The 25,888-nt window shown below is 60.6% G+C and carries 23 protein-coding genes and 1 pseudogene; 14 read left to right on the forward strand and 10 right to left on the reverse strand.

What is annotated here, in order from left to right:
* Positions 1 to 57: 57 nt before the first annotated feature.
* The 5 genes from fabB to ACI514_RS03175 all read right to left on the reverse strand — a co-directional run bounded on the left by fabB (position 58) and on the right by ACI514_RS03175 (position 7,011).
* A complete protein-coding gene (gene fabB, locus ACI514_RS03155; RefSeq protein WP_008087472.1) occupies positions 58 to 1,278 on the reverse strand; it encodes a beta-ketoacyl-ACP synthase I in 1,221 nt (406 codons plus the stop codon).
* Positions 1,279 to 1,289: 11 nt separating this feature from the next.
* Positions 1,290 to 1,805, reverse strand: a complete 516-nt coding sequence (gene fabA, locus ACI514_RS03160; RefSeq protein WP_003227150.1) for a 3-hydroxyacyl-[acyl-carrier-protein] dehydratase FabA — start codon at positions 1,803 to 1,805, stop codon at positions 1,290 to 1,292.
* 247 nt (positions 1,806 to 2,052) lie between these two features.
* Positions 2,053 to 3,957, reverse strand: coding sequence for an ATP-binding protein (locus ACI514_RS03165; RefSeq protein WP_160059054.1), 1,905 nt, complete (start codon positions 3,955 to 3,957; stop codon positions 2,053 to 2,055).
* On the reverse strand, positions 3,954 to 4,886 hold the full coding sequence (locus tag ACI514_RS03170; RefSeq protein WP_405123074.1) for an ABC transporter substrate-binding protein: 933 nt from the start codon (positions 4,884 to 4,886) through the stop codon (positions 3,954 to 3,956). The genes ACI514_RS03165 and ACI514_RS03170 overlap by 4 nt, the downstream gene beginning before the upstream one ends.
* 1 nt (position 4,887) lies before the next feature.
* Positions 4,888 to 7,011: a TonB-dependent receptor plug domain-containing protein gene (locus ACI514_RS03175; protein ID WP_405123075.1), complete on the reverse strand. Its 2,124-nt coding sequence runs from the start codon at positions 7,009 to 7,011 to the stop codon at positions 4,888 to 4,890.
* A 196-nt stretch (positions 7,012 to 7,207) separates the two neighbouring features.
* Between ACI514_RS03175 and ACI514_RS03180 the strand changes: the two genes are divergently transcribed.
* From ACI514_RS03180 to ACI514_RS03220, 9 genes are all read left to right on the forward strand, one after another.
* Positions 7,208 to 8,233, forward strand: coding sequence for an NAD(P)H-dependent glycerol-3-phosphate dehydrogenase (locus tag ACI514_RS03180; protein ID WP_077574109.1), 1,026 nt, complete (start codon positions 7,208 to 7,210; stop codon positions 8,231 to 8,233).
* A gap of 34 nt (positions 8,234 to 8,267) precedes the next feature.
* The gene (locus ACI514_RS03185) at positions 8,268 to 8,615 is read left to right on the forward strand and encodes a DUF4389 domain-containing protein (protein ID WP_405123076.1); all 348 of its coding nucleotides are present in this window, start codon (positions 8,268 to 8,270) and stop codon (positions 8,613 to 8,615) included.
* Positions 8,612 to 9,064: a phosphohistidine phosphatase SixA gene (gene sixA / locus ACI514_RS03190; RefSeq protein ID WP_160059049.1), complete on the forward strand. Its 453-nt coding sequence runs from the start codon at positions 8,612 to 8,614 to the stop codon at positions 9,062 to 9,064. The genes ACI514_RS03185 and sixA overlap by 4 nt, the downstream gene beginning before the upstream one ends.
* Before the next feature lie 210 nt (positions 9,065 to 9,274).
* On the forward strand, positions 9,275 to 10,930 hold the full coding sequence (locus ACI514_RS03195; RefSeq protein WP_405123077.1) for an AMP-binding protein: 1,656 nt from the start codon (positions 9,275 to 9,277) through the stop codon (positions 10,928 to 10,930).
* Positions 10,931 to 10,961: 31 nt separating this feature from the next.
* Entirely contained in the window at positions 10,962 to 11,405 is a 444-nt protein-coding gene (locus tag ACI514_RS03200) for a hotdog fold thioesterase (RefSeq protein ID WP_160059047.1), read from the forward strand.
* Positions 11,406 to 11,680: 275 nt separating this feature from the next.
* Positions 11,681 to 12,487, forward strand: a complete 807-nt coding sequence (locus ACI514_RS03205; RefSeq protein ID WP_405123078.1) for an alpha/beta fold hydrolase — start codon at positions 11,681 to 11,683, stop codon at positions 12,485 to 12,487.
* The gene (locus ACI514_RS03210) at positions 12,484 to 13,338 is read left to right on the forward strand and encodes an alpha/beta hydrolase (RefSeq protein ID WP_160059045.1); all 855 of its coding nucleotides are present in this window, start codon (positions 12,484 to 12,486) and stop codon (positions 13,336 to 13,338) included. Before ACI514_RS03205 ends, ACI514_RS03210 begins: the two co-directional genes overlap by 4 nt.
* A gap of 115 nt (positions 13,339 to 13,453) precedes the next feature.
* Positions 13,454 to 14,260, forward strand: coding sequence for a DUF4892 domain-containing protein (locus tag ACI514_RS03215; RefSeq protein ID WP_034155824.1), 807 nt, complete (start codon positions 13,454 to 13,456; stop codon positions 14,258 to 14,260).
* Between the two features lie 69 nt (positions 14,261 to 14,329).
* Positions 14,330 to 15,382, forward strand: coding sequence for an AI-2E family transporter (locus ACI514_RS03220; RefSeq protein ID WP_405123079.1), 1,053 nt, complete (start codon positions 14,330 to 14,332; stop codon positions 15,380 to 15,382).
* Positions 15,383 to 15,964: 582 nt separating this feature from the next.
* Here ACI514_RS03220 and ACI514_RS03225 read toward each other — a convergent pair.
* The 3 genes from ACI514_RS03225 to ACI514_RS03235 form a co-directional block, all read right to left on the reverse strand.
* On the reverse strand, positions 15,965 to 16,492 hold the full coding sequence (locus ACI514_RS03225) for a calcium-binding protein (protein ID WP_405123080.1): 528 nt from the start codon (positions 16,490 to 16,492) through the stop codon (positions 15,965 to 15,967).
* 147 nt (positions 16,493 to 16,639) lie between these two features.
* On the reverse strand, positions 16,640 to 17,689 hold the full coding sequence (locus tag ACI514_RS03230; protein WP_160059041.1) for a HAMP domain-containing sensor histidine kinase: 1,050 nt from the start codon (positions 17,687 to 17,689) through the stop codon (positions 16,640 to 16,642).
* Complete coding sequence (locus tag ACI514_RS03235) at positions 17,689 to 18,450, reverse strand: response regulator (RefSeq protein WP_160059040.1); 762 nt, start codon at positions 18,448 to 18,450, stop codon at positions 17,689 to 17,691. The genes ACI514_RS03230 and ACI514_RS03235 overlap by 1 nt, the downstream gene beginning before the upstream one ends.
* Positions 18,451 to 18,734: 284 nt before the next feature.
* Here ACI514_RS03235 and pyrF point away from each other — a divergent pair, with 284 nt between their 5' ends.
* Entirely contained in the window at positions 18,735 to 19,433 is a 699-nt protein-coding gene (gene pyrF / locus ACI514_RS03240; RefSeq protein ID WP_185036818.1) for an orotidine-5'-phosphate decarboxylase, read from the forward strand.
* A 125-nt stretch (positions 19,434 to 19,558) separates the two neighbouring features.
* Here the strand turns inward: pyrF and ACI514_RS03245 are convergent, their stop codons facing one another.
* Both ACI514_RS03245 and ACI514_RS03250 read right to left on the reverse strand, forming a co-directional pair.
* Positions 19,559 to 20,563, reverse strand: a complete 1,005-nt coding sequence (locus ACI514_RS03245) for an NADP-dependent oxidoreductase (RefSeq protein ID WP_122604964.1) — start codon at positions 20,561 to 20,563, stop codon at positions 19,559 to 19,561.
* Positions 20,560 to 20,715, reverse strand: coding sequence for a hypothetical protein (locus ACI514_RS03250; protein ID WP_160059037.1), 156 nt, complete (start codon positions 20,713 to 20,715; stop codon positions 20,560 to 20,562). Before ACI514_RS03250 ends, ACI514_RS03245 begins: the two co-directional genes overlap by 4 nt.
* Before the next feature lie 85 nt (positions 20,716 to 20,800).
* Here ACI514_RS03250 and ACI514_RS03255 point away from each other — a divergent pair, with 85 nt between their 5' ends.
* The 4 genes and pseudogenes from ACI514_RS03255 (at position 20,801) to ACI514_RS03270 (ending at position 25,231) form a co-directional block, all read left to right on the forward strand.
* On the forward strand, positions 20,801 to 21,562 hold the full coding sequence (locus tag ACI514_RS03255) for an SDR family oxidoreductase (RefSeq protein ID WP_160059036.1): 762 nt from the start codon (positions 20,801 to 20,803) through the stop codon (positions 21,560 to 21,562).
* Between the two features lie 190 nt (positions 21,563 to 21,752).
* Entirely contained in the window at positions 21,753 to 23,153 is a 1,401-nt protein-coding gene (locus ACI514_RS03260) for a PLP-dependent aminotransferase family protein (protein WP_160059035.1), read from the forward strand.
* Between the two features lie 992 nt (positions 23,154 to 24,145).
* Positions 24,146 to 24,370: pseudogene (locus ACI514_RS03265) on the forward strand (HAMP domain-containing protein); the annotation flags it as partial.
* The gene (locus tag ACI514_RS03270; RefSeq protein ID WP_405124193.1) at positions 24,368 to 25,231 is read left to right on the forward strand and encodes a methyl-accepting chemotaxis protein; all 864 of its coding nucleotides are present in this window, start codon (positions 24,368 to 24,370) and stop codon (positions 25,229 to 25,231) included. The pseudogene ACI514_RS03265 and the gene ACI514_RS03270, both read left to right, overlap by 3 nt.
* Positions 25,232 to 25,888 lie beyond the last annotated feature (657 nt).

Here is a 25,888-nt window from a genome sequence, read left to right on the forward strand (position 1 = left end):
AAAAAAACGCCCCGAACCAGTCGGGGCGTTTTTATGTGTGGGCTCAAGCGGGGGAAATTACTTGCCTTCCCAGCGCTTCAGTACCAGCGTGGCGTTGGTGCCGCCGAAGCCGAAGCTGTTGCTCATCACGGTGTTGATGGTGGCGTTTTCGCGGGTCTTGGTCAGCACCGGCAGATCGGCCACTTCCGGGTCCAGCTCGTCGATGTTGGCGGAGCCGGCAATGAAGTTGCCTTCCATCATCAGCATGCAGTAGATCGCTTCGTGAACGCCGGCAGCGCCCAGGGAGTGACCGGACAGGCTCTTGGTCGAGCTGATTGCAGGTGCCTTGTCGCCGAACACTTCACGCACACCTTTCATTTCCGCGACGTCGCCGACCGGAGTCGAAGTACCGTGGGTGTTCAGGTAGTCGATTGGCGTATCAACGGTGGACATCGCCATCTGCATGCAGCGGATCGCGCCTTCGCCACTTGGGGCAACCATGTCGTAGCCGTCGGAGGTTGCGCCGTAGCCAACGATTTCGGCGTAGATTTTCGCGCCACGGGCCAGAGCGTGTTCCAGCTCTTCAACCACGACCATGCCGCCACCGCCAGCGATGACGAAACCGTCACGGTCCTTGTCGTAGGCACGGGAAGCCTGTTCCGGGGTGTCGTTACGCTTGCTGGACAGAGCGCCCATCGCGTCGAACAGGAACGACTGGCTCCAGTGCTCTTCTTCACCACCACCGGCGAAGACGATGTCCTGCTTGCCCATCTGGATCTGTTCCATGGCGGTACCGATGCAGTGAGCACTGGTGGCGCAGGCAGAAGCGATGGAGTAGTTCAGGCCCTTGATCTTGAATGGCGTGGCCAGGCAAGCGGAAACGGTACTGCTCATGGTCCGCGTTACACGGTATGGGCCAACGCGTTTAACGCCTTTCTCGCGCAGGATGTCCAGCGCTTCCATCTGGTTCAGCGTGGAAGCACCGCCCGAGCCAGCCACCAGGCCGGTACGCGGATTGGACACTTGCTCTTCGGTCAGGCCGGAGTCAGCAATGGCGTCTTTCATGGCCAGGTAGGCGTAAGCCGCTGCGTGGCCGACGAAGCGATAGATCTTGCGATCGATCAGCTCTTCAAGGTTGAGGTCGATGGAGCCGGAAACCTGGCTACGCAGACCCATTTCGGCATATTCCGGGTTGAACCGGATGCCAGGGCGGCTTGCACGCAGGTTAGCGGAGACGGTCTCTTTGTCATTGCCCAGGCACGAAACAATGCCCAGACCAGTGATAACGACGCGGCGCATGCGAATAACCCTTAGAAGTTGTCAGTGGAGGTGAACACGCCGACGCGAAGGCCTTCGGCGGTGTAGATTTCGCGACCGTCGACAGTCACCGAACCATCGGCAATGGCCAGGTTCAGCTTGCCCTTGAGGACGCGTTTGATATGAATGTTGTAGGTGACTTTCTTGGCGGTCGGCAGGACCTGACCGAAGAACTTCACTTCGCCCGAACCCAGCGCACGGCCACGGCCCGGCAGGCCTTGCCAGCCCAGGAAGAAACCGACCAGTTGCCACATGGCGTCCAGACCGAGGCAGCCCGGCATTACCGGATCGCCTTCGAAGTGGCACGCGAAGAACCACAGATCAGGGTTGATATCCAGCTCGGCGACCAATTCACCTTTGCCGTACTTGCCGCCTTCTTCGCTGATCAAAGTGATGCGATCAACCATCAGCATGTTCGGGGCGGGCAGTTGCGCGTTACCTGGGCCGAACAGCTCACCGCGACTGCAGCGCAGCAGATCTTCCCGAGTAAAGGCGTTTTGTTTGGTCATGCGAGCTCCTCAATAATCCCATGCGGCAGGTGGGGCAAATCTTCCCGACCGTTCGAAGCGTTCATGCCTCGAACCGGCAGCCTACTCATAGACTATTGCGTTGTGGTGAAAGTCACAGCACCAAGGACATGAATGTACACTTGTGCACTGAAATTTTTAATCAAGCCCCTTTTGAGGCTCGTTCGGGTGCCTAAGACTGCCGCACTTTCGCTTTTCACGCCAGTCGCAGATGGTCGAAAGGCCCACACTACGACACCCAGCGCTGCAGAATCTGCTGCAGATCATTACGTTTGAACGGCTTCGCCAGATAATCGTTCATGCCCGCCGACAGACAGGTTTCACGGTCGCCCTGCAACGCGTTGGCGGTCAGCGCGATGATCGGCACTTCACTTCGTCCGGGCAGCCGCCGGATCTGCCGGGTAGCCTCGTAGCCATCGATGATCGGCAAACGGCAATCCATCAGAATCACCTCAAAGTCGCTGCCCTCGGCACTGCGCACCGCTTGTGCTCCATCGGCGGCAACACTGACAGTAAAGCCCAAGCTGCGCAGCATCGCTTCAATAACTGTCTGGTTCACCGGATTGTCTTCGACCAGCAAGACATTGCGCCCTTCGCCCTGGCCCTTGCCGTTCAGTGCACGCGGCGCGGCCAGTGGCGGCAGCGCCTGCTTATAGAGTGCCAGCGGAATTTCCAGAGTGAATACCGAGCCGCGACCTTCCTCGCTCTGTGCGCGCAAGGTGCCGCCCATGCGTTCGGCCAGCGTACGGGCGATCGGCAGACCGAGGCCGGTGCCGCCGTAGCGCCGAGAAATCGAACTGTCGGCCTGCTGGAACGCGTTGAACATCAGCTCCAGGCTTTCGGACGAAATACCGATGCCGCTGTCGCGCACCGAGCAGGTGAACCACAGCAGTTCGTGATCCAGCGACTGCCACTGCGCCTCGATGCTGACGCGACCTTGCTCGGTGAATTTCAGTGCGTTGCCGACGAGGTTGACCAGAATCTGCCGGATCCGCGTCGGATCGCCCTGCACCTGCAAACCGCGCATGTCGTCCGGGATGCGCAAATTCAAAGCCAGGCCGCGTTGCACCGCGCTGTGCTGGAACGACTGCGCGCAGGCGCCGATCAGTTCGGCAAGGTTGAACGGGATGTGTTCCAGTTCCAGCTCGGAACGTTCGATGCGCGAGAAGTCGAGAATATCGTTGATCACTTTCAGCAGGTGTTCGGTGGACTCCGAGGCGAGGGCGGCGTACTCGACCTGCTCCTCGGTCATCTCGGTGGTTTCCAGCAATTGCAGCATGCCCAGCACGCCGTTCATGGGCGTGCGCAGCTCATGGCTCATCATCGCCAGAAAGTCGGACTTGGCGTTGTTGGCCTTTTCCGCTTCTTCGCGGGTCTGGATCAGTTGCGCCATGGCTTGATGCTGCTCGCGGCTGGCCTGCTCCAGCGCCTCGGCGAGGTTATTGATGTGTTGTGACAGGGCGCCCAGTTCCGTGTCATCGACAATGGGCAGTGGCGTTTTGTAGTCGCCTTCCTGAATCGCCTTGACTGCATCGCCGATGTCGCGGATCGGCTGAGAAAGACTGCCGGCCAGACGCCGCGCCAGGACGAAGGTAAACAGCAGTGCAAACAATGCGAGGATTGCGGCCTTGAACAGGATTTCCTGCTGGCGCTGGCTGAAGGCATCGTTGGACAGGCCGACGATCACCCGACCCAGATAATCTTCGCTGGCCCCGCCATTGTTGACCTTGCCGTCCTGGAAGAAATCGTTGTGCAGGGCGATGCGCTGCAAGCGCACCGGTGCCTGGAACACTTCGACCTGATGCGGTCGGCTGTGCGCTGCGGCGGGTTGCTCGACGTACACCAGAATCCGGTTGGCGCTGTCCTGCACTTCAAGAAAACGCACATTGGGCGTGGCCAGCGTGGCTTTGAGCAGACTTTCCAGCACTTCGTTGTTGCCGGAAATCACTCCGTATTCGGTGGCAGGCGCGAGTTGGTTGGCGATCAATTGGCCGGTGTGGTTCAGCTCCTGGCGCAAATCCTGAATGCGCACGAAGGTGAAGAAGCTGATCAACAGAAGGGTCAGCAACAGCGCCGGACCCAGGCTGATCAGCTGGGTGCGTGTATTGATGTCCCAACGGCGACGGAAACTCATGGGCGGTGTTCTCCTTCAGCCAGTGCGCTGGCGACAGACGCTTCATTCAGCGGTTCAATACCGAGTGAACGAGCGACTTGCGCATTACTTGAGACTTTAAAACGTGTGGGGTAGAGCGTCCGCGGCCAACTGGCCGAGGGGTGGTCGAGCAATTGATCAAGCATCGCCAGCCAGTCGTTCTGATCGCTGTACGTGCTGGCCAGGCTACCGGCGCGGACAAACGCAACGTTGGGGCCGACCAGTGCGACTTGCCGTGAGTAGCTGCTGAGCAGCAGGTTCTTCGCGGTTTTCGGGTTGTACAGATCGGGATCGTCGAGCCCCAGCAGTACGTCGCTGTTTTTCAGCACCGTTTGCAAAGGGCGGCTGTCGTGGGTGTTGTCCCAGCGCTCGCTGACGATTTGCAGATTCAGCGGCGCGGCGGCGAGATTCAGCTCCTTGAGGAGGAATTCGCTGTGCTCATCGAACAGCACGCCGATCCTTCGGGCTTGGGGCAGAATGCGCCGGATCAACTGCAACTGGCGGCTCAGCGGCGGGTCACTCCAGAGCAGACTCAGGTGCGCCGGTTGCGTATCGCCAAGACGCTGGCGAGCCTGCAGACGACTGATGCGCAGTACCAGCGTTGCCGGGCCCTGGGGTTCTTGCAGACGCCAGTCGAGGCTGGGTAGGTCGAGCAGAATCAGGCGCAGACTGGCGGGCAGTTTGCCCGGTGCCGGTAGACTGGCCAGTGGCTGGAAACGTACGTTGTCGGTCGGGCGCAATTCGCTGAGTGCCTGCACGAACGCTTGCACGCCAGGACTTTCCTCGGCTCCGGTCAACAGAATATCGGCGGCCTGCACCGCCACCCCGTGCAGCCACGCGGTCACAAACAGACAGACCCCGGCCAGCCAGTGGCCCAGGGTTGGCATCTTCCGTGACTGCCGGCAGCGCATACTAGAACTCCAGCTCGGCGCTGAAATACATCACCCGGCGTTCGTCGTAATTGTTGTCGACGAAAGTGCTCGGCTCATGGTCGAGGCGTTGCTGCAGCACGCCGGCCAATTGCAGCTGCGCTTTGCCCAGCGGGATGCGTTTGGCGATGCGCGTGTCGACCCGTTCGAAACGGTAGCCGTTGAGTGCGTTGTCGCCGTAATAGAAGAGGGCGCTGTTCCAGCCATGGCCCCAGTCGCGCAGCCAGCCGGCCGAACCGCTGTTGCGTGAAGTGAACTGCTGATCGAGCGGATTACTCGCCTCGGCATCGACGAAGGCATAGGTGAAACGCAAGCGGTCGGCCAGGCTCACGCGCCAATCGAGCTGGGTTTCCGTGCCGCGAAACCGTGAGCTGTTGGCGTTGCTGGCGATGTACTGGTTGTTACGCAGCGGCTCGCTGATCATCCCGGTGATCTCGTCATAGAACAGCTTCACATCCAAAGCCAGACCCAATTCGGCGAAATAGCCGTTGTAGCCCAGCTCGCGTGAGCGCATGTGTTCCTGATCGAGATCGCCTGGCCCCCGCGTCTTGACGAAGTAGCGCGCCGAAGACTGGCCGTAGGCGGAGGGGCGCAGGTTGCTGACCTGATAGCTCCAGTTCACATTGTTCTCGAACATGTCCGGCGAACGGATCGCCTCCGAATACACCGCACGCAGGCCGTGGCGCGGGTTGATCAGGTAATTGACGGCGAAACGCGGGGTCAGCGAACTGCCGATCAGTCGCGTGTTTTCGAACATCGCACCGCCCTGTAGCAGCCAGTGTTCGGTGGCGCGCCATTCCAGTTGGCCGAAGGCGCGCCAGGTGGTGTCGTCCAGTGTGCCGTTGAAGTAGGTCTCGGAGTCGGCGCGGTCGTAACGATAGTTCATGCCGCTGACCAGGCGCAGGCTATCGGACAGGCTGAGAGTGTCCTGCAATTCGAGGTCGTAGCGCGATTCCCGGGCACTCTGGTCGATGTCGCCGCACAGGGTTCGGCTGGCGCCGTTGCGCCATTGATCAAGCACCTGATTGGCCAGGGCCATTTCCTGCGGGGTACCGGGCTCAGCGCCGGGGCCGGTGAAACGGGTGATGTTGCGCGCCAGGCGTTCGGTGTAATTCGGGTTGAGTTGCCACAGTTGCGTCAACTCGGGGCTGAACGACACCTCGGCATCGCAGGCGCGCCAGGTCTGCTGACGATCCCAGTGTTGCGCCGAGCCTTGTATATAAAGGCTGTGTTCGGGGTTGATGTCGAGGTTCCAGCGCACCGAGCCGGCATAGTCCTTGGCGACCACGTCGGAATTGTTCCCGGCGGCGGTAATCCCGGAGAACACCGGGCGGTAGGTGTACGGCCGCTGGTTTGTCCCGTCCTTCGCGTTGACCTGCCAGTCGAGACTCTGGTTATCGCTGAGGGTTTGGCTGACCGCAAGACCGAAGCGATTCAAACGGCGGCTGTCGCGGTAATCGGCGCCGCTGCGATCGCTGTCGAAACCATCGTCTTCCTGGCCGGACAACGACAGGCGCAAATCACCGCCATTCCAGCCGATGCCCTGGCTGGCATAAAAGTCATTGATGCCGCGCTGGCCACGGGTGTACTTCAACCGCGTGCCGTGGCTGTCCGCCGGGTTCCGAGTGATGATGTTGACCACCGCCATCAGCGCGTTGGCGCCGTAGCTGACGGTGTTCGGCCCGCGAAAAACCTCGATGCGTTCGATGTCTTCCATGGCCACCGGAATATCGCTCCAGTCCACCGTCGACAAACCGGCGCGATACACCGAACGGCCGTCGATCAGCACCTGCATGCGCCGCGCTTCGCTGGCGTTGGTGCCGTGATAATTGACCGCCGCCTGATTGCCGCTGATGTTGCCGACCATCATCCCTGGCACCAGGCGCAGCAGTTCGCTGATGTCGCGGGCACCGCTGGCGTTGATCAATTCGCTGTCGAGTACGGTCATGCTCCCTGGCACTTCCGCCGGGGTTTGCTTCAGGCGCGTGGCCGTCAGCACTTGCGGCAGTGCTTCGTTGTCCGTGAACAGGTCGTCCGCCAGCACAAGCGGGCTGAACAACAGCGCCAGCAAAAGGGACGAACGGGGAGGGGGAGGAGCGAAAAACACGACGCAGCCTTGATCGCAAAGATTTGGCGCGCATGTTAACCGAGCACCGTGACTTTTCCATTCACGTTAGTAGCATTTTCCTAGGTTTTATTGGTCTTCTTCCTACAAGTGTCGGTAATTGTTGCTGGGGCTGGCCGCGACCGGGCCGCCCCGTATAATGCCGCCATCGCCACTGGTATGGATTAACGGATTGCATATGACTGAACAGCGCCCGATTGCGGTCCTGGGAGGCGGAAGTTTTGGTACCGCCGTGGCCAATCTTTTGGCCGAGAACGGCCATCAAGTCCGGCAGTGGATGCGTGACCCCGAGCAGGCCGAGGCCATCCGGGTCAATCGCGAAAATCCGCGCTATCTCAAAGGCATCAAGATTCTGCCGGGGGTGACCGCCGTCACCGACCTGCAGGAAACCCTCGACGCCTGTGATTTGTGCTTCGTCGCACTGCCGTCCAGCGCATTGCGCACGGTGCTCGCCGCCCACGCCGAGCGCCTGAGCGGCAAGATGCTGGTCAGCCTGACCAAGGGCATCGAAGCACAGACTTTCAAGCTGATGAGCCAGATTCTCGAAGAGATCGCTCCGAATGCGCGCATTGGCGTGTTGTCCGGGCCGAACCTGGCGCGGGAAATTGCCGAGCACGCACTGACGGCCACTGTGGTCGCCAGCGAAGACGAAGAACTGTGCAAAGCCGTGCAAGCCGCGCTGCACGGTCGCACTTTCCGCGTTTACGCCAGCGCCGATCGTTTTGGTGTCGAACTGGGCGGTGCGTTGAAGAACGTCTACGCGATCATCGCTGGCATGGCGGTGGCGCTGGAGATGGGCGAGAACACCAAGAGCATGCTGATCACTCGCGCCCTCGCCGAGATGACCCGCTTTGCGGTGAATCAGGGCGCTAATCCCATGACCTTCCTCGGTCTGGCTGGTGTCGGCGATCTGATCGTGACCTGTTCGTCGCCGAAGAGTCGCAACTATCAAGTCGGTTTCGCACTGGGTCAGGGCCTGAGCCTAGACGAAGCGGTGTCGCGTCTTGGCGAAGTTGCCGAAGGCGTCAACACGCTGAAAGTGCTTAAGGCCAAGTCGCAGGAAGTCGGCGTGTATATGCCGCTGGTCGCCGGGCTGCACGCGATCCTGTTCGAGGGACGCACGCTGGAGCAGGTGATCGGTCTACTGATGCGAGCCGAACCGAAAACCGACGTCGATTTTATTTCCACCAGCGGTTTCAACTGAATCCTGCTTTTATCTACGGACAGGGGAGCAAGCCATGAACGATCCGAAAACCGAAGCCAAGTACGAATCCATCCTCCTGCGCGTGTTGTGGATGATCGTCTACGTGCTGGTCTGGCAAGTGGCGCAGTTCATCCTCGGCGCGGTGGTGCTGGTGCAACTGATCTATCGTTTGATCTATGGCGCCCCGAGCGGCAGCCTGATGAACTTCGGCGACAGCCTGAGCCAGTTCCTGGCGCAGATCGGCCGCTTCGGCAGTTTCCACAGCGACCAGAAACCGTGGCCGTTCGCCGACTGGCCAACGCCGCGTACCCCGGAAGGTGAGGCGCCACACGCCATCGCGCCGGCACCGCATCCGGTTCGAGATGAGGAACCCAAGCTATGAAACTCTGGGTATTGCGTCACGGTGAAGCCGTGCCTTATGGCTCGTGCCCCGACTCCGAACGGGAACTGACCGAGCACGGTCGAAAAGAGGCCTTGAGCAGCGCCGCGCATTTGATCGGCCAGCCGCTGACGGCGATTTACGCCAGCCCTTATCTGCGCGCGCAGCAGACCGCGCAGATTGTCCGTGAGGCACTGGGGTTCGAACCGGAGATCCGCACGGTCGAGTGGTTGACGCCGGAGGTTGATCCGGACAAGGTCACCGATCAACTGGTGTCGGTGAGTAATGTGCTGCTGGTCAGCCACAACCCGCTGGTGGGCAATCTGCTCAGCTATCTGCAGCATGGCGCCGGTTATCCGCCGGAGAAGGTCAGCACCGCCGGGTTGGCTGAACTGGAAAGCCCAGAGTTGTTGATCGGCTCGATGACCCTCAACAGCCTCAAACATCCCTGAAGTTGTAAACACCGACCCCTGTAGGAGTGAGCCTGCTCGCGATGAGGCCATTTCAGTCGACATCAATGCTGACTGATACACCGCTATCGCGAGCAGGCTCACTCCTACAGGTACCGCGTACACCATGAAATTATTTGTGTGAATTTTCCAACCAAGCACTTGCTTGGTTGGCTACGCTTGCTCCAGACCCAAAAAACAGGAGCGAGTCGCATGTCTGCCGCCTTCCGTTTGCCGCTGGACGTGTTTTACGAACGTGAAGCCCGGCACCCACGTCAGCGCTTCCTCGTGCAGCCCAGCGGCGGCGGTCAGATCGAGACGCTGAGCTGGGCCGACGTTGGCCATCAGGCTCGCTGCGCCGCGCATTGGCTGCGCGCCCGTGAGTTGCCGCAAGGCAGCCACATCGCCCTGATCTCGAAGAACTGCGCACACTGGATCATTGCCGACCTGGCGATCTGGATGGCCGGGCACGTCTCCGTTCCGTTGTATCCCAACCTCACCGCCGACTCCGTCGCGCAAGTGCTCAATCACTCGGAAAGCGTCCTGGCCTTCATTGGCAAACTCGACGATTGGCCGGGCATGTCCAAAGGCGTGCCGGCGGATCTGCCGACCATCAGCCTGCCGCTGCACCCGTCTGGGGATTTCGATTTCAGCTGGGCGGACTTGCAGCGCAGCTCACCGATTCAGGACGACCCGCGTCCAGCGGCCGAGCAACTGGCAACGATCATCTACACCTCCGGCACCACTGGCCTGCCCAAAGGCGTGATGCACAGTTTTGCCAATCTCGGTTTCGCTACCACGCGCGGCACCCAACTGTTCGGGCTTAACGAGAACGACCGGCTGCTGTCGTACTTGCCGCTGTGCCACGTCGCCGAGCGGATGTTCGTGGAACTGGCGTCGATCTACACCGGGCAGACAGTGTTCTTCGCCGAGAGCCTCGACACGTTCATTACCGATCTGCAGCGTGCACGGCCAACCGCAATGTTCGGCGTGCCGCGCATCTGGACCAAATTCCAGATGGGCGTGTACAGCAAGATCCCGGCGCAGCGTCTGGATTTTCTCCTCGGTCTGCCGTTCATTGGCAAACGTGTCGGGCACAAAGTGCTGGCGGGGCTGGGTCTGGATGCCTTGCGTGTCGCGCTGTCCGGCGCCGCGCCGGTGCCGCAGACATTGCTCGCCTGGTATCAGAGACTCGGCCTCGATGTGCTGGAGGTCTACGGCATGACCGAGGGCTGCGGTTATTCGCACATCTGCCTGCCGGGGCAATACAAGCAGGGCTGGATCGGCAAGCCGTGCCCGGATGTGGAGGTGCGTATCGATGAGTTGGGCGAAGTGCAGGTGCGCAGTCAGGCAAACATGCTCGGCTATTTCAAGGAGCCGCAGAAGACCGCCGAGACCCTGACTGAGGACGGCTTTCTGCGCACCGGCGACAAGGGCGAACAGGATGCCGAAGGGCGCCTGCGCCTGACCGGTCGACTCAAGGAGATCTTCAAGACCAGCAAGGGCAAATACGTTGCTCCGGCACCGATCGAAAATCGCCTGGCGGTGCATTCACGCATCGAGCAGGTCTGCGTGGTCGGTGACGGCTTGAGCGCACCGCTGGGGTTGTGCGTGCTGTCGAGCGTCAATCAGGAGGAGGGCCGGGCGAGTCTGCATTCGAGCCTGGAAAAACTCCTGGAGGAGGTCAACGCCGTGCTCGACAAGCACGAACGCTTGCGTCGACTGGTGGTGGTCAAGGACAGTTGGGCGGTGGAAAACGGCTTTCTCACGCCGACGTTGAAGATCAAGCGCAACGTCATCGAAGACACCTATGGCGCGCGTTTTGAAGAATGGAGCGAGCATAGCGAGGCGGTGCTGTGGCAGGATTGAGCGACCACTAAAACAACAAAGGAAGTCTGCGATGAGCCTGTGGCGTACCACTCCCGACATCGAGCAGTTGAATGCAATCCAGAAGAACACCATCGGCGAAGTGCTGGACATCCGCTTCGAAGCGTTCGGCGAAGACTCGCTGACGGCGAGCATGGTCATCGACCATCGCACCCATCAGCCCTATGGTTTGCTGCACGGTGGCGCCTCGGTGGTGCTGGCGGAAAGCGTCGGTTCGATGGCCAGTTATCTGTGCATCGATGCCAGCAAGTTTTATTGCGTGGGGCTTGAGATCAACGCCAATCATTTGCGCGGCTTGCGCAGTGGCCGGGTGACGGCAGTGGCCAAGCCGATTCACATCGGCCGCACCACCCATGTGTGGGATATCCGTTTGACCAGCGATGAAGGCAAGGCCAGTTGTGTGTCGCGGTTGACCATGGCGGTCGTGCCGCTGGGTGAGCAGCCGCCCTCACCCTAACCCTCTCTCCGAGGGAGAGGGGACTGACCGGGCTGGATGTTCGAGTTGCGCCGACCTGAGTTATCGAGCCGAACTCAGGTTTTGAAACTCATGCAAATCTGCTCCCTTCCCCCTCGCCCCCTTGGAGGAGAGAGCTGGGGTGAGGGGGACGCGATCTCCCTGACACACCATCACGCTGACCAGACTGTCATCATTCCTGGCAGTTACGGTCATTGCTGTAAGGCGCGGTCTTACGGACAATCAACGCCACGTTTCCCGCTCATGGATTTGCCAGCATGTCGCAACCGATCTTTTTCGCCCACGCCAACGGCTTCCCTTCGGGTACCTATGGCAAGTTGTTCGCGGCGCTGGCGCCCGAGTACCGGGTTGCGCATCTGGAGCAGCATGCCCATGACCCGCGTTTTCCGGCGGACGACAACTGGTACAACCTGGTTGATGAGCTGATCCACCATTTGCAGCAGCAGGATCAACCGGTGTGGGGCGTCGGCCATTCTTTCGGCGGCGTGCTGCACCTGCATGCAGCTTTGCGTTGCCCGGAGCTGTATCGCGGCGTGGTGATGCTTGATTCGCCCGTGCTGACCCGCACCGATCAGTGGGTGATCCGTGCCGCCAAGCGTTTTGGTTTTATCGACAAGCTGACCCCGGCCGGCCGCACCCTCGGCCGGCGTGAAGAATTCGCCGATCTCGACAGTGCGCGCAGCTACTTTGCTGGCAAAACACTGTTTCGCGGTTTCGATCCGGAATGCTTCGACGCCTACCTGCAACACGGTTTGCATCGGGTCGGCGACAAACTGCGGCTGCGTTTCGATCCGGCCACCGAGATCAGTATCTATCGCGGCGTGCCGCACACCAGCCCTGGCCGCACCGGTCAATTGCAAGTGCCGCTGGCGGTGGTGCGCGGGCATACGAGTCGTGTGGTCATGCGTCATCACACCCGTTTCGTTTCGCGTCTGGCCCAGGGTGAGGCATTGAGCATGCCCGGCGGGCACATGTTCCCGCTTGAGCGCCCGCAGGACACCGCACGGTTGTTGAAGAATCTGTTTATCCGTTGGCAAAACCGTCAGGACAAGGATTGCGCATGAGCCCGACTTTCGAAGAAGTGCGCCTGAGCCTGCCGCATATCGAACTGGCCGCGCATTTGTTCGGGCCCGAGGACGGTGTGCCGGTAATCGCCCTGCACGGCTGGCTGGATAACGCCAACAGCTTTGCCCGTTTGGCGCCAAAGCTCAAAGGCTTGCGCATCATTGCTTTGGACATGGCCGGGCACGGGCATTCAGGGCATCGACCAAACGGCGCCGGGTATGCACTGTGGGACTACGCCCATGACGTGCTGCAAGTCGCCGAGCAATTGGGCTGGAAGCGGTTCGGCCTGCTCGGGCATTCGATGGGCGCCATTGTCTCGATGGTGTTGGCGGGTTCGTTACCGGAACGCATCAGCCATCTGGCGCTGATCGACGGCGTGATTCCTCCTACAGACAAAGGCGAAAACGCCGCTGAACGTATGGGCATGGCTCTGCAAGCGCAACTGGATCTGCGCGAGAAACGCAAACCGGTCTACAACACCCTCGACCGCGCCATTGAAGCGCGCATGAAAGGTCTGGTCGCAGTCAGTCGTGAGGCGGCTGAACTGCTGGCTCAGCGCGGATTGATGCCGGTGCCGGGCGGTTACACCTGGCGCACCGACAATCGCTTGACCCTGCCATCGCCGCTGCGCCTGACCCAGGAACAGGCGATGGCTTTCGCGCTGCGGGTCAGTTGCCCGGCGCATTTAGTGGTCGCGGCGGACGGCATGCTGGCCAAACATCCCGAGTTGCTGGAGCGTCTACCCTTTAGCCGGGAACAGTTGGCGGGCGGGCACCATTTGCACCTGAATGACGAGGCCGGAGCGAACCTTGTCGCAGACTGTTTCAATCGGTTCTTCGCCATTCCTTGACTTGCTGCGGGCAACTGTCGAGGCTGGTCGGGTTGAAATGGGAGACAACCACGATGGATTTCTACACCGCTGCGACCTCGAATTACCCAGTCATGCCGATCCGATGAGCCTGACTATGCGGTCACTCAGTCTGTTGGCACTGTGCTGTTTCAGTACCGTTTCGTTCGCCGCCGATGTGCCGGGCAGTCAGGATCTGCAGATCGTGCCGCGTCTGGCCGATGCACAGATCGTCGACTATCGCCCTCCGGTTGAACTGGAGCGGATCTATCCGCTGGGCTCGATCCGCAAGATCAGTGGCCAGCTGCGTTTCGACGGTCAGGTCACCGCACGTGGCCAGACGACCTCTGTCACTTACGAGCTACCGCCCGAACATTCCGCCACCGAAGCCTTCACCGCCGCCCGCGAAGCCTTGCAAAAGCAGGACGCCGAATTGCTGTTCTGGTGTCAGGCGCGTGATTGCGGCGAAAGCAGTCTGTGGGCCAATGAGGTGTTCGGTAACGCCAAACTGTATGGCGCCGACGAGCAACAGGCCTATCTGCTGTTGAGGCTGGCGGCACCGCGTGACAACACGCTGGTGGCGCTTTACAGCATCACCCGCGGCAATCGCAAAGCCTATCTGCATGTCGAACAGTTCGAGGCGGTAGCACCGCTGGGTGAGCTGCTGCCGACCTCGGCGACCCTGTTGCGTCAACTGAAAAGCACCGGTGAGCTGGATTTTCCGGATCGCGTGAATGAGCCGGATGACACCTGGCTTCGGCTGATTTCCCGTGGACTTAACCTCGACACGACGTTGCGCGTGACGGTGTCAGGGCCCAAGGCCGAAGCCTGGCGTCAGGCGCTGATCAATCAGGGCGTGCGGGCGGCACGCATGGAAACCGGCAGTGTCGAAGGCTCTGGCCTGCGCATCGATCTGTTGCGTTAAGCTGTTTCGGGCGAGCACGCGCGGCGTGTTCGCCTACTCTTTGCCTGACTGACTTTTTCGAGACCTTAAATGCTCAATAACGATCGCCTGCTGGTGCAGATCCTGTTGCTGGTGTTATTTGGCGCCAGTCTGTGGGTGATGGCGCCGTTCTGGTCGGCGCTGTTCTGGGGCGCGGTGCTGGCGTTTGCCAGCTGGCCGCTGATGCGCCTGTTGACCCGCTGGCTAAATGGTCGTGAATCGCTGGCTGCGGCGATTCTGACGCTGGGCTGGATGTTGCTGGTGGCCGCGCCGCTGGTCTGGTTGGGGTTCAACGTGGGGGATCATGTGCGTGATGCCACAGCGTTCATCAAGGATGTGCAGGTCGACGGTCTGCCGGAGGCACCGGTGTGGCTGGTGACTGTGCCGTTCGTGGGCGAGCGACTGGTCGGGCTGTGGAACAGCATCGATCAGCAGGGCGCCGCACTGATGGTGTCGATCAAACCTTATCTGGGGCAGGTCGGTAACTGGCTGCTGGCGCGCAGTGCGCAGATTGGCGGCGGGATTCTCGAGCTGACTCTGAGCATTGTCTTTGTGTTCTTTTTCTATCGTGACGGTCCGCGACTGGCGGCATTTGTGCACAGTCTGCTGGAGCGCTTGATTGGTGATCGTGCCGGGTATTACATCGAGTTGGTGGCGGGGACGGTGCAGCGGGTGGTCAACGGGGTGATCGGGACGGCGGCGGCGCAGGCGGTTCTGGCGTTGATCGGGTTTTTGATTGCCGGGGTGCCGGGGGCGTTGGTGCTCGGGATCGTGACCTTTCTGTTGAGTCTGATTCCGATGGGGCCGCCGTTGGTGTGGGTGCCGGCGACGGCCTGGCTGGCGTGGAAGGGTGAGTACGGGATGGCGGTGTTTCTCGGGATCTGGGGGACATTTGTCATCAGTGGCGTGGATAACGTGCTCAAGCCGTATCTGATCAGTCGCGGCGGGAATTTGCCGTTGGTGATTGTGTTGCTTGGGGTGTTTGGCGGGTTGATTGCGTTTGGGTTTATCGGGTTGTTTATCGGGCCTACGCTGTTGGCGGTGGCTTATAGTTTGCTGACGGATTGGAGCAAGAGTCAGGGGCGGGTTGAGGAACGGCGGTAGCAGGTTTGGGTTTGGGGTTGGGTGAATATCCGTTGCTGCGGTAACGGCGGCTTAGGGTTCCGCCCTTACGGCGGGTCACTTTTGGCAAACGCCCCAAAAGTAACCAAAAGGGCTTGCTCCTGCGTGCGGCTCGCTCGCTGGGGCTCGGGGTTCCTTCGCTTCGGGATCGATCCGGGCGCAGCGCCTACGGTTTGCTTCGCTGCACCTCCTCTCGCTGTGTTTGGCTGCGCCAAACGGTCGCTGCGCTCCCACGCCCGGATCAATCCCTCCACTCAGCCTTCCGACGTCGCCCGTGGATCAAGATCAAGATCAAGAGCAGGCGAGCTGACACTCGGCCTATTGAGTGGTGAAGAGCGGGGGGGGGGGGGGGGGGGGCGGCTTTTGATTTGCGTTGTTGCTGCCCCTCACCCCAGCCCTCTCCCGAGGGAGAGGGAGCCGATTTGTGGTCTTTTCAAGATTTTCGTTCAACTCGGTATTTCACGTCGGCGTATCTCGCCCAAACCCCTCACCCTAGCCCTCTCCCAGAGGGAGAGGGCTAGGGTGAGGGGCTGTTGATTTTCCGCGGCAAATAATGGTGTCGACTCAAGTCGCCACATTTAAATACTTGCCCACCGACGCCGTCTTCTCCAGCGAGTACTGCTTGCTCAAATTGGCAATCATGCGGTTCAGCGCTTCAGTGGTGCTCTGGGTCGAAGCGGTCTGTTCTTCATCCGGCCGTTCTCGCCCTGCCTGTAAAGCCGCTTTCAGCTCGTCGCTGCTGACACCGCCGCTGCTGTCGCTATCGAGAACCTTGAGCAGCGCGGCACTGGTGTCAGTGCTGGTGGTTGAAGTCGCGCTGTCGCTGGTTTGCAGTGCGCTGCTGAGTTCTGTCGCGAACACGCTGCCATCGCCATCCGCATCGAGCTGGCTGAACAGTTCGTCGCTGCTGATGTGTGGCGGCGGAGGGGGTGGGGTCAGGCTGGCGGCGAGTTCGTCCTGATCCACTGCGCCGTCGCCGTTGCTGTCGAGTTTGGCAAACAGTTCTTTTTGCAGTTGCTGGCTGCGCGCGTTTTGCGTGGAGGTGCTGCTGGTGCTGGTATAGCTCGTGTAGTTGCTGACGCTACCGATCATCGGACTCACTCCCTGGATTGGAAAACCGGTGGGTGTACCGGCTTATGCAGCGTCAGGGCGCAAGTTGTCGGGGGTATGTGGGGTTTGTACCGGTGGGTACACACGATGCAATGAACACCGCTGAACCCTGTGGGAGCGGTGGTGTTCTCAGAGGCGGGGCAGGCGAATGACGGCAGTGAGGCCGCCGCCGGGGGTTTCTTCGAGGTTAAGCTGTCCGCCCAGACGCTGCGCCGCCTCTCGGGCAATGGTCATGCCTAGACCCACGCCGCCGGAGTTGCGATTGCGCGAACCTTCCAGGCGATAAAACGGCTCAAACACTGCTTCCCGCTTGTCCTCGGCAATCCCCGGGCCGTGGTCGATCACGCGGATCAGCAGTTGCTCGCGCTGATCCTGCAACTCGATGCGTGCCTGACCGGCATAACGCAGGGCATTGTCCATGAGGTTGTTGATGCACGAACGCAGCGCCATCGGCTGCACCGGCAGCGGTGCGCAATGGCCGCTGACTTGCACGTCGGCGCCTTGGTCCTGAGCGTTTTCGCACAGTGACTCGACCAGCGCCTGCACATCCATCAACTGCAATGCTTCACTGGTGCGCTGTTCGTGCAGGTAGGTGAGGGTGGCGTCGAGCATGCCGATCATGTCGTCCAGATCCTGACGCATCTGCCCTTGCAGCTTTTCATCGCTGATGTTTTCCAGGCGCAGTTTCAGGCGTGACAACGGTGTGCGCAGGTCGTGGGACACGGCACCGAGCATCCGCGCGCGCTGTTGAACCTGTTCGCGAATGCGCCGTTGCATCAGGTTGAAGGTGTGCGCCGCTTGCCGTGCTTCCCGTGGGCCGGACTCGTCGAGCGGCGGGCTGTCGAGGTCTTCGCTGAGGCGTTCGGCGGCATCGCTCAGGCGCTGGATCGGGCGACTGAGCAGTTTGGCGCCGTACCACGCCGCGATCATCAGCGTGATGAACTGAAAGGTCAGCGGCACCACCGGCCCACCGAACCATGGGCGCGGGGGCCGTGGCGGGTAGCGCGGGTCCTGCGCCATCGGTTGGCCGTCGGCGCCCTGGGAGAACTCCGGAGGTGGCGGAGGCGGGGGCGGGCCGTAGAGGCGGAACCAGGTGAAAGCCAGCAGGTGCGCGAGGACGATCGCCACGAACAGCACACCAAACAGGCGCCCGAACAGCGTGTCGAAGCGCGCCCGCATCAGCCGATGTCTCGTGCGTCGAACAGGTAACCCTCACCGCGCACGGTTTTGATCAGCTGTGGCGCTTTCGGATCGTCACCAAGTTTCTGCCGCAGGCGCGACACCAGCAGATCGATGCTGCGGTCGAAGGCTTCGATCGAGCGACCCCGGGCCGCGTCGAGCAATTGTTCGCGGCTGAGCACCCGGCGCGGACGTTCGATAAACACCCACAGCAAGCGGAATTCGGCGTTGGACAGCGGCACCACCAAGCCATCGTCGGCGATCAACTGGCGCAGGACGCTGTTCAGGCGCCAGTTGTCGAAACGGATGTTCGCCCGTTGTTCGGTACGGTCGTCACGCACCCGACGCAGAATGGTCTGTATGCGCGCGACCAGTTCGCGCGGTTCAAACGGCTTGGCCATGTAGTCATCGGCGCCCAGTTCCAGGCCGATGATACGGTCGGTCGGCTCACAGCGGGCGGTGAGCATCAGGATCGGGATGTCCGATTCGGCGCGCAGCCAACGGCACAACGACAAGCCGTCCTCGCCGGGCAGCATCAGGTCCAGCACGACAACGTCGAAATGTTCGGCCTGCATCGCCAGACGCATTGCCGCACCGTCGGTCACGCCGCTGGCGTGGATATTGAAACGGGCGAGGTAATCGATCATCAGCTCGCGGATCGGCACATCATCGTCGACGATCAGCGCACGAATGCTCCAGCGCTTGTCGTCTTTAGGCTCATCCGTCGCGGTCATTTGGGTGTTGTGCATGAGGCTGTTCATCTGCCAGTAGGCCGCCAACCACAAAAGATGGGCTGCGAGGTTGTGGTTTCAGCATAGGCGTCCGGCCGTGAAGCGGGAAGTGCTGATGTAAGGACGTGTTGCGGCTGGCGAGGCTAGCGCGGGTGCTTGTTGCTGGCATGTCGGTTGTGTATCGGAGTCGACACAATAGCGGCGAGCGCTATGCTGATCACGGTCGGCGCGACGATTTACCGATCATCGGGTGCCGCGCCGCCGCCGGTTCCGCTACAATGCGCGCCGATTTCGACCTGCCTGAGAGCCCATTCATGTCCGCCTGCCAGACTCCTATCATCGTCGCCCTGGATTTTCCCACCCGTGACGCCGCACTGAAGCTGGCCGACCAGTTGGACCCGAAACTGTGCCGGGTCAAAGTGGGCAAGGAACTGTTCACCAGTTGCGCCGCAGAAATCGTTGGCACCCTGCGTGACAAGGGTTTTGAAGTATTCCTCGACCTGAAATTCCATGACATTCCCAACACCACAGCGATGGCCGTGAAAGCTGCTGCCGAGATGGGCGTGTGGATGGTCAACGTGCATTGCTCTGGTGGCCTGCGCATGATGGCTGCTTGCCGGGAAGAGCTGGACAAGCGCAGCGGCCCGCAACCGCTGCTGATCGGCGTGACCGTGCTGACCAGCATGGAGCGTGAAGACCTCGCCGGTATCGGTCTGGATATCGAACCGCAAGAGCAGGTTCTGCGTCTGGCGGCACTGGCCGAGAAGGCTGGCATGGACGGTCTGGTGTGCTCGGCGCTGGAAGCCACGGCACTGAAAACCGCACATCCGTCGCTGCAACTGGTGACTCCGGGCATTCGTCCGGCCGGCAGCGCGCAGGACGATCAGCGCCGCATTCTGACCCCGCGTCAGGCGCTGGATGCCGGTTCCGATTATCTGGTGATCGGCCGTCCGATCAGCCAGGCGGCGGATCCGGCCAAGGCGCTGGCTTCGGTTGTCGCCGAGATCGCCTAAGCAAACACTGCAAAACCCTGTAGGAGTGAGCCTGCTCGCGATAGCGGTGTGTCAAACAACGTTAATGTTGACTGACACACCGCTATCGCGAGCAGGCTCACTCCTACATTTGTTTTGTGGTGGCCTTAAACTTTCAACACCAACTTGCCGAAGTTCTCACCGCTGAACAATTTCATCAGCGTCTCCGGGAACGTCTCCAGGCCTTCGACGATATCTTCCTTGCTCTTGAGCTGCCCCTTGGCCATCCAGCCAGCCATTTCCTGCGCCGCGCTGGCGTATTGCGCGGCGTAATCCATCACCACAAAACCTTCCATCCGCGCACGATTGACCAGTAGCGAAAGGTAGTTGGCCGGGCCTTTGACCGCTTCCTTGTTGTTGTACTGGCTGATCGCACCGCAGATCACCACCCGCGCCTTCATGTTCAAACGGCTCAACACCGCATCGAGGATATCGCCGCCGACGTTGTCGAAATACACGTCCACGCCTTTCGGACATTCGCGTTTAAGCCCTGCCACGACATCTTCGGACTTGTAGTCGATGGCCCCGTCAAAGCCCAATTCGTCGATGAGGAATTTGCACTTGTCGGCGCCGCCGGCAATGCCGACCACACGGCAACCTTTGATCTTGGCGATCTGCCCGGCAATGCTGCCCACCGCTCCGGCTGCGCCGGACAACACCACGGTGTCACCGGCCTTCGGTGCACCGACATCCAGCAGGGCGAAGTAGGCGGTCATGCCTGTCATGCCCAGTGCCGACAAATACACCGGCAGCGGTGCCAGTTTCGGATCGACCTTGTAGAAACCTCTTGGCTCACCGAGGAAATAATCCTGCACGCCAATGGCTCCGTTGACGTAGTCCCCGACCGCGAAGCCCGGATTGTTCGACGCGATGACTTTACCCACGCCCAGCGCACGCATGACTTCGCCGATACCGACCGGCGGGATGTAGGACTTGCCTTCGTTCATCCAGCCACGCATGGCCGGGTCGAGGGACAGGTATTCGTTCTTGACCAGAATCTGGCCCGCCGCCGGTTCTCCGACCGGTACTTCCTGATAAGTGAAGGTCTCGCGGTTGGCCGCACCCACCGGGCGTTTGGCGAGCAGGAACTGACGATTGGTCTGGTTGGTCATGGCAGGCACTCGAACGGAATGAAGCCTTGTTGATAGACCCTAGGCGGCATTGGCGCAAGGTTGGCTGACGCGGCGAATGCACGCCGATCCAGTGCAGTGATAGTCACCAGCGCGGTTTTATCACTGCCATGCATGGGCGCATAAACAGCCATTGGATAGTGCTGACGCGCGGCAGATCTCAATGACTATGCTGCGAAGCTACAAATTCCCTGCAGCTATCCCTTCGAGGACATAACAATGAGCATGACGTTTTCCGGTCAGGTTGCCGTAGTCACTGGCGCGGCCAACGGCATCGGCCGTGCAACCGCGCAGGCGTTCGCCGCCGAAGGCCTGAAAGTGGTGGTCGCCGACCTGGACGCAGCAGGGGGCGAGGGCACCGTCGCGCTGATTCGTACCGCTGGCGGCGAAGCGACCTTCGTGCGTTGCAACGTGACCGTCGAAAGCGAAGTGAAGAATCTGATGGACGAGGTGATCAATGCCTACGGCCGTCTGGACTACGCCTTCAATAATGCCGGTATCGAAATCGAAAAAGGCAAACTGGCTGAAGGCTCGATGGATGAGTTCGACGCGATCATGGGGGTCAACGTCAAAGGCGTCTGGCTGTGCATGAAGTATCAACTGCCCTTGTTGCTGGCGCAGGGGGGCGGGGCAATCGTCAATACTGCCTCGGTGGCGGGGCTGGGCGCGGCGCCGAAGATGAGCATTTACGCGGCGTCGAAGCATGCGGTGATTGGCTTGACCAAATCGGCAGCCATTGAGTACGCGAAGAAGAAAATCCGCGTCAACGCTGTGTGTCCGGCGGTGATCGATACCGACATGTTCCGCCGCGCTTATGAGGCTGACCCGAAGAAAGGCGAATTCGCCAACGCGATGCACCCGGTGGGTCGCATCGGCAAGGTCGAGGAAATTGCCAGTGCCGTGTTGTACCTGTGCAGCGACGGTGCCGCCTTCACCACAGGCCACTCTCTGGCAGTGGATGGCGGCGTCACCGCATTCTGAGCAAAGCGCAATCAGAACAGCCCGCATTCGTTGCGGGCTTTTTTGTGGATCACGGTCAGTTCCGTGAAGCCCCTTAAACAATGTGTATCAAACGGTTAGAACGGTCGCTTTTGGCGGCGTTGTCGCACAGCCTGTCCGGCGCGGCTGTGATTTACTGCCGCCAGCAAAACGGACAGGAGTTTGCTTGCTCATGGAATTGAGAATTGATCGACAGGCAATGGTGCCGGTCGTGCAGCAGATTGTTGACGGACTGACGGAGTGGATCCTGCAAAATGACGTACCGCCGGCCACTCGTTTGCCCTCCGTGAGGCAAATCGCCCGGGGTAATCTGCTCAGCCAGTCGTGTGTGGTCGAGGCCTGTGAGCGGCTGGTATCGCAGGGCGTTCTAAGCACATGCCAAGGCACTGGGTTCATTGTCGCCGCCTCGCCGTCGACACTGGGCGCAGAGGATGAACTGGCGCTATTCGGAGGGCGGTATGCCTGGTGCGATGCAGTGTGCGAGACGGCTGGTGGTTTGAAGCTGGGTGCAGGTGGTCTGCCGCAAAGCTGGCGCGAGCCTGACGACCTCAGCTATGCGCTGCGCGAGGTGGCGCGCACCGATATGGCCAGTCTGTTCAACTACAGCACACCCTTTGGGCTTCCAGCGTTGCGCGAGCAGATCGTCAAGCGCCTGAAGCTGCTCAATATCGAGGCACGCAAAGCGCAGTTGCTGAGTACCTGCGGTGCCAGCCATGCGCTGGATCTGATCGTGCGTACATTGTTCAAGTCTGGAGACTGCGTGGTGGTCGAAACGCCCGGTTACGCGCCGCTGTTTGATCTACTGCGTCTGCATGGCGTGCACATGCTCGAGGTGCGTCGTACCCCGAACGGGCCGGATATCGAAGCGCTGGAGGCTGTGCTGCAACAGTTTCGCCCCGGCGCATTGTTCATCAACAGCCATCATCACAATCCTACCGGCACTTGCCTGTCGCCGAGCGTTGCGCAACGCATCCTGCAACTGAGCAAGACTTACGATTTGCGCGTGATTGAAGACGACGTCTATGCGGACTTGCATACGGACAACGGCACACGACTGGCGGCGCAGGACCATGAGGGGCGCGTCATTTACGTGGGCAGCTTTTCCAAGACGCTGAGCAGCTCGTTGCGGGTCGGGTTCGTCTGCGCCGACAGCGAAGTCGTCAGGCGTCTGGCGCAGGTCAAGATGATCAGTGGTTTGGGGGTGTCGAGGTTTTCCGAAGCGGTGCTGGCCAGTCTGATGGGCAGTGGCGCTTACCGCAAACTGGTGCAGCGTCAGCGCCAACGTTTGAATGCCGATCGCGCCGCCGCGCTGCAGGCGCTCGAGGACGCGGATTGGGAGGTGTTCGGCAAACCTGCGGGTGGGCTTTTCATTTGGGCGCGCTCGCGCATGACCGATCAGGTTCGAGTGCGTCGACACGCTCAACGCTGCGGCGTGTTGCTGTCAGCGCCTGACGCGTTCAGTCCCAGTGGTGAGTCGGGCGACTGGCTGCGCATCAACGTTGCCTATGCATGCGATCCACGCGCTCGGCAGTTTTTCCGCCACACCGGTTCGGATCGACCTCAAGTGTTCTGAAAACGACGCGGGCGTAGCTTTTTGCCATTATTCCGACGCCAGAGACTTGTGCGGGTGAGTGGCCGTTGCGACTCTTCGCTCTACTGACAATGGCAGGGGGACTACGCGCAATGATTTCGGCCATGCAAGGACGTTTTGCCAACCTCGGTATGGCGAAAAAACTGGGTATCGGGTTTGTGCTGGTTTTGCTCTTGACTGCGCTGGTGGCGGCCATTGGCGTCTGGTCCCTGCAAACCATCAGTCAGCGTTTCGACGGGCTGAAACAGATGTCCTCGCTCAACAGTGGCCTGCTCAAGGTGCGTCTGCTCGAGCAGGAATATGCCTTGCGAGGCGATCCGAAGACGGCCGATGCGTTACGTAAGGGCGTCGACGAACTGGTTGCGCTGGCTGATCAGCTCAAGGCGCAGTCGGCGGCGAATGGGCCGGTCATGAATGATGTGCAGCAGTCGCTGGGAGCCTATCGCAAGGCGTTCGATGAATTTGTGTCGTTGACTCAAGCCAAGGATCTGGCACTGGAAATGGCCAGTTGGTCGGTGTCCAGTGTGGCCAACAATCTCGACGTATTGCAAGCCGGGCTTGCCGACGACGGTGCATATACCTTGAAGGACACCGAGGGCAAGGACGGGGTGCAATTCATCGAGCAGGCCAGTCAGGTCAGCCAGGTTTCGCGCTTGATGCTGCAAGCGATGAACGAAGCACGGATTCGTTTGGATCAAAGCCGCAAGGGCGATGCCGACAGTGCCGGCAAGGGCAATATCGAACAGGCCGCACAGGCCCAGGCTCAGGCCGAAGAGCTGAAGACCACGGTCAAGGACGAGGGTTACCTCACCGTGCTCAATGAAGTGTCCGGGCATATTGCAGGTTTCAACGACAAGCTGGCCGAATACACCGGATTGCTCGCGCAGGAAAAAACCGTCTACGAGCAATTGCACCAGCGTGCCGACCAAGTGGTCGAGCGGGTGAATCAGGCTTATGTCGCTGAAGACGGCGCGATGCAGGCGGAACTGAAGGAAAACTCGCTGCTGATCATTGGTTCATCGGCGCTGGCGCTGTTGGTCGGCTTGCTCGCGGCGTGGTTGATTACCCGATTGATCGTGGCGCCATTGCGCAGCGTGATTCAAGTCGCGCAACAGATTGCCGCCGGCGACTTGAGTGCGACCGTGGAAGTGACCCGTCGTGACGAGATCGGTCAGTTGATGCTGGCGATGCAACAGATGGGGGCGGGGCTGAGTACGATTGTCAGCGGCTTGCAGGCTGGGATCGAACAATTGGCCAGTTCGGCGCAATCGTTGTCGGCGGTCACCGAGCAGACCAACCTTGAGGTCAGTAGCCAGAAGGAGGAAACCGAGCAGGTCGCCACGGCGATGAACCAGATGACCGCCACCGTGCATGACGTCGCGCGCAATGCCGAAGAGGCTGCGTTGGCCGCGCAGACGGCAGATGACAAGGTCGAGAGTGGTCAGCAAGTGGTGCGCCAGAGCATGGCGCGCATCGAGCAGTTGGCTGATTCGGCGACGTCGGCCAGTTCCAGCATCGAAAGCCTCAGTGCTGAAATCCAGAATATCGGCACGGTGCTGGGGGTGATCAAGAGTGTCGCTGAACAGACCAATCTATTGGCGCTGAATGCTGCGATCGAGGCAGCACGGGCCGGTGAGCAGGGCAGGGGCTTTGCGGTGGTGGCCGATGAGGTGCGTGCACTGGCTCGGCGTACGCAGCAATCGACTGAGGAAATTGAGCGGCTGGTGAGTGCGTTGCGCTCGGCGGCGCACGCGTCGGTGCAGCAGATTCAGAGCAGCGGCGAGTTGGTGAAGCTGGCGGTGAGTGATGCTTTGCAGACCGAGAGTGCGCTGGGGAGTATTGCGGTAGCGGTGTCGTTGATTCAGCAGATGAATCAGCAGATTGCGGCGGCGGCCGAGGAGCAGAGTTCGGTCGCGGAGGAGATCAATCGCAGTGTGACGAGTATTCGTGCGAGTGCGGATCAGTCGTCGATCGCGATGCGTGGGAATGCGGCTTCGAGTGTTGAGCTGGCGCAGTTGGGGAGTGAGTTGCGCGGGATGGTTGGGCATTTTCGGCTTTGACGCTTTGGGGTTGGCGGCCTTTGGGCCGGCCAGGCTCTTGGGGTTTTTGGGGGTATATCCGTTGCTGGGGGGGGGGCGGCTGGCGGTTCCGCCCTTACGGCGGGTCACTTTTGACAAACGCCTCAAAAGTAACCAAAAACGCTTGCTCCTACGTACGGCCCGCTCGCTGGGGCTCGGGGTTCCTTCGCTGCGGGATCGATCCGGGCGCAGCGCCTCCGGTTTGCTTCGCTGCACCTCCTCTCGCTGTGTTTGGCTGCGCCAAACGGTCGCTGCGCTCCCACGCCCGGATCAATCCCTCCACTCAGCCTTCCGACGTCGCCTTACAGATCAAAAGCTGCAGCCGAGCTAACGCTTATCCTGTTGAGTGGTGAGAAGCGACGCGGTGCGAGGTGGGCGCTGTTTTGCTTTTGCTTTTCTGTGGGAGCGAGCCTGCTCGCGAAGGCGGCCTGACAGCCGACCAATCCCTGTCAGATGTACTCAACTCCATTGTAGGAGTGAGCCTGCTCGCGATCGCGGTCTGACAGCCAACCCCATCTCTACCGGATGTACTCAAACCATGTGGGAGCGAGCCTGCTCGCGAAGGCTGCCTGACAGCCGACCCCATCTCTACCGGATGTACTCAAACCATGTGGGAGCGAGCCTGCTCGCGAAGGCTGC

The sequence above is a fragment of the Pseudomonas sp. M20 genome (genome assembly GCF_045037865.1).
In the GTDB taxonomy this organism is placed as follows: Bacteria; Pseudomonadota; Gammaproteobacteria; order Pseudomonadales; family Pseudomonadaceae; genus Aquipseudomonas.

Coding starts and splice junctions, on each gene's coding strand:
- fabB (WP_008087472.1), bottom strand. CDS start 1,278: ATGCGCCGCGTCGTTATCACTGGTCTGGGCATTGTTTCGTGCCTGGGC.
- fabA (WP_003227150.1), bottom strand. CDS start 1,805: ATGACCAAACAAAACGCCTTTACTCGGGAAGATCTGCTGCGCTGCAGT.
- ACI514_RS03165 (WP_160059054.1), bottom strand. CDS start 3,957: ATGAGTTTCCGTCGCCGTTGGGACATCAATACACGCACCCAGCTGATC.
- ACI514_RS03170 (WP_405123074.1), bottom strand. CDS start 4,886: ATGCGCTGCCGGCAGTCACGGAAGATGCCAACCCTGGGCCACTGGCTG.
- ACI514_RS03180 (WP_077574109.1), top strand. CDS start 7,208: ATGACTGAACAGCGCCCGATTGCGGTCCTGGGAGGCGGAAGTTTTGGT.
- ACI514_RS03185 (WP_405123076.1), top strand. CDS start 8,268: ATGAACGATCCGAAAACCGAAGCCAAGTACGAATCCATCCTCCTGCGC.
- sixA (WP_160059049.1), top strand. CDS start 8,612: ATGAAACTCTGGGTATTGCGTCACGGTGAAGCCGTGCCTTATGGCTCG.
- ACI514_RS03195 (WP_405123077.1), top strand. CDS start 9,275: ATGTCTGCCGCCTTCCGTTTGCCGCTGGACGTGTTTTACGAACGTGAA.
- ACI514_RS03200 (WP_160059047.1), top strand. CDS start 10,962: ATGAGCCTGTGGCGTACCACTCCCGACATCGAGCAGTTGAATGCAATC.
- ACI514_RS03205 (WP_405123078.1), top strand. CDS start 11,681: ATGTCGCAACCGATCTTTTTCGCCCACGCCAACGGCTTCCCTTCGGGT.
- ACI514_RS03210 (WP_160059045.1), top strand. CDS start 12,484: ATGAGCCCGACTTTCGAAGAAGTGCGCCTGAGCCTGCCGCATATCGAA.
- ACI514_RS03215 (WP_034155824.1), top strand. CDS start 13,454: ATGCGGTCACTCAGTCTGTTGGCACTGTGCTGTTTCAGTACCGTTTCG.
- ACI514_RS03220 (WP_405123079.1), top strand. CDS start 14,330: ATGCTCAATAACGATCGCCTGCTGGTGCAGATCCTGTTGCTGGTGTTA.
- ACI514_RS03225 (WP_405123080.1), bottom strand. CDS start 16,492: ATGATCGGTAGCGTCAGCAACTACACGAGCTATACCAGCACCAGCAGC.
- ACI514_RS03230 (WP_160059041.1), bottom strand. CDS start 17,689: ATGCGGGCGCGCTTCGACACGCTGTTCGGGCGCCTGTTTGGTGTGCTG.
- ACI514_RS03235 (WP_160059040.1), bottom strand. CDS start 18,450: ATGAACAGCCTCATGCACAACACCCAAATGACCGCGACGGATGAGCCT.
- pyrF (WP_185036818.1), top strand. CDS start 18,735: ATGTCCGCCTGCCAGACTCCTATCATCGTCGCCCTGGATTTTCCCACC.
- ACI514_RS03245 (WP_122604964.1), bottom strand. CDS start 20,563: ATGACCAACCAGACCAATCGTCAGTTCCTGCTCGCCAAACGCCCGGTG.
- ACI514_RS03250 (WP_160059037.1), bottom strand. CDS start 20,715: ATGGCTGTTTATGCGCCCATGCATGGCAGTGATAAAACCGCGCTGGTG.
- ACI514_RS03255 (WP_160059036.1), top strand. CDS start 20,801: ATGAGCATGACGTTTTCCGGTCAGGTTGCCGTAGTCACTGGCGCGGCC.
- ACI514_RS03260 (WP_160059035.1), top strand. CDS start 21,753: ATGGAATTGAGAATTGATCGACAGGCAATGGTGCCGGTCGTGCAGCAG.
- ACI514_RS03270 (WP_405124193.1), top strand. CDS start 24,368: ATGGGGGCGGGGCTGAGTACGATTGTCAGCGGCTTGCAGGCTGGGATC.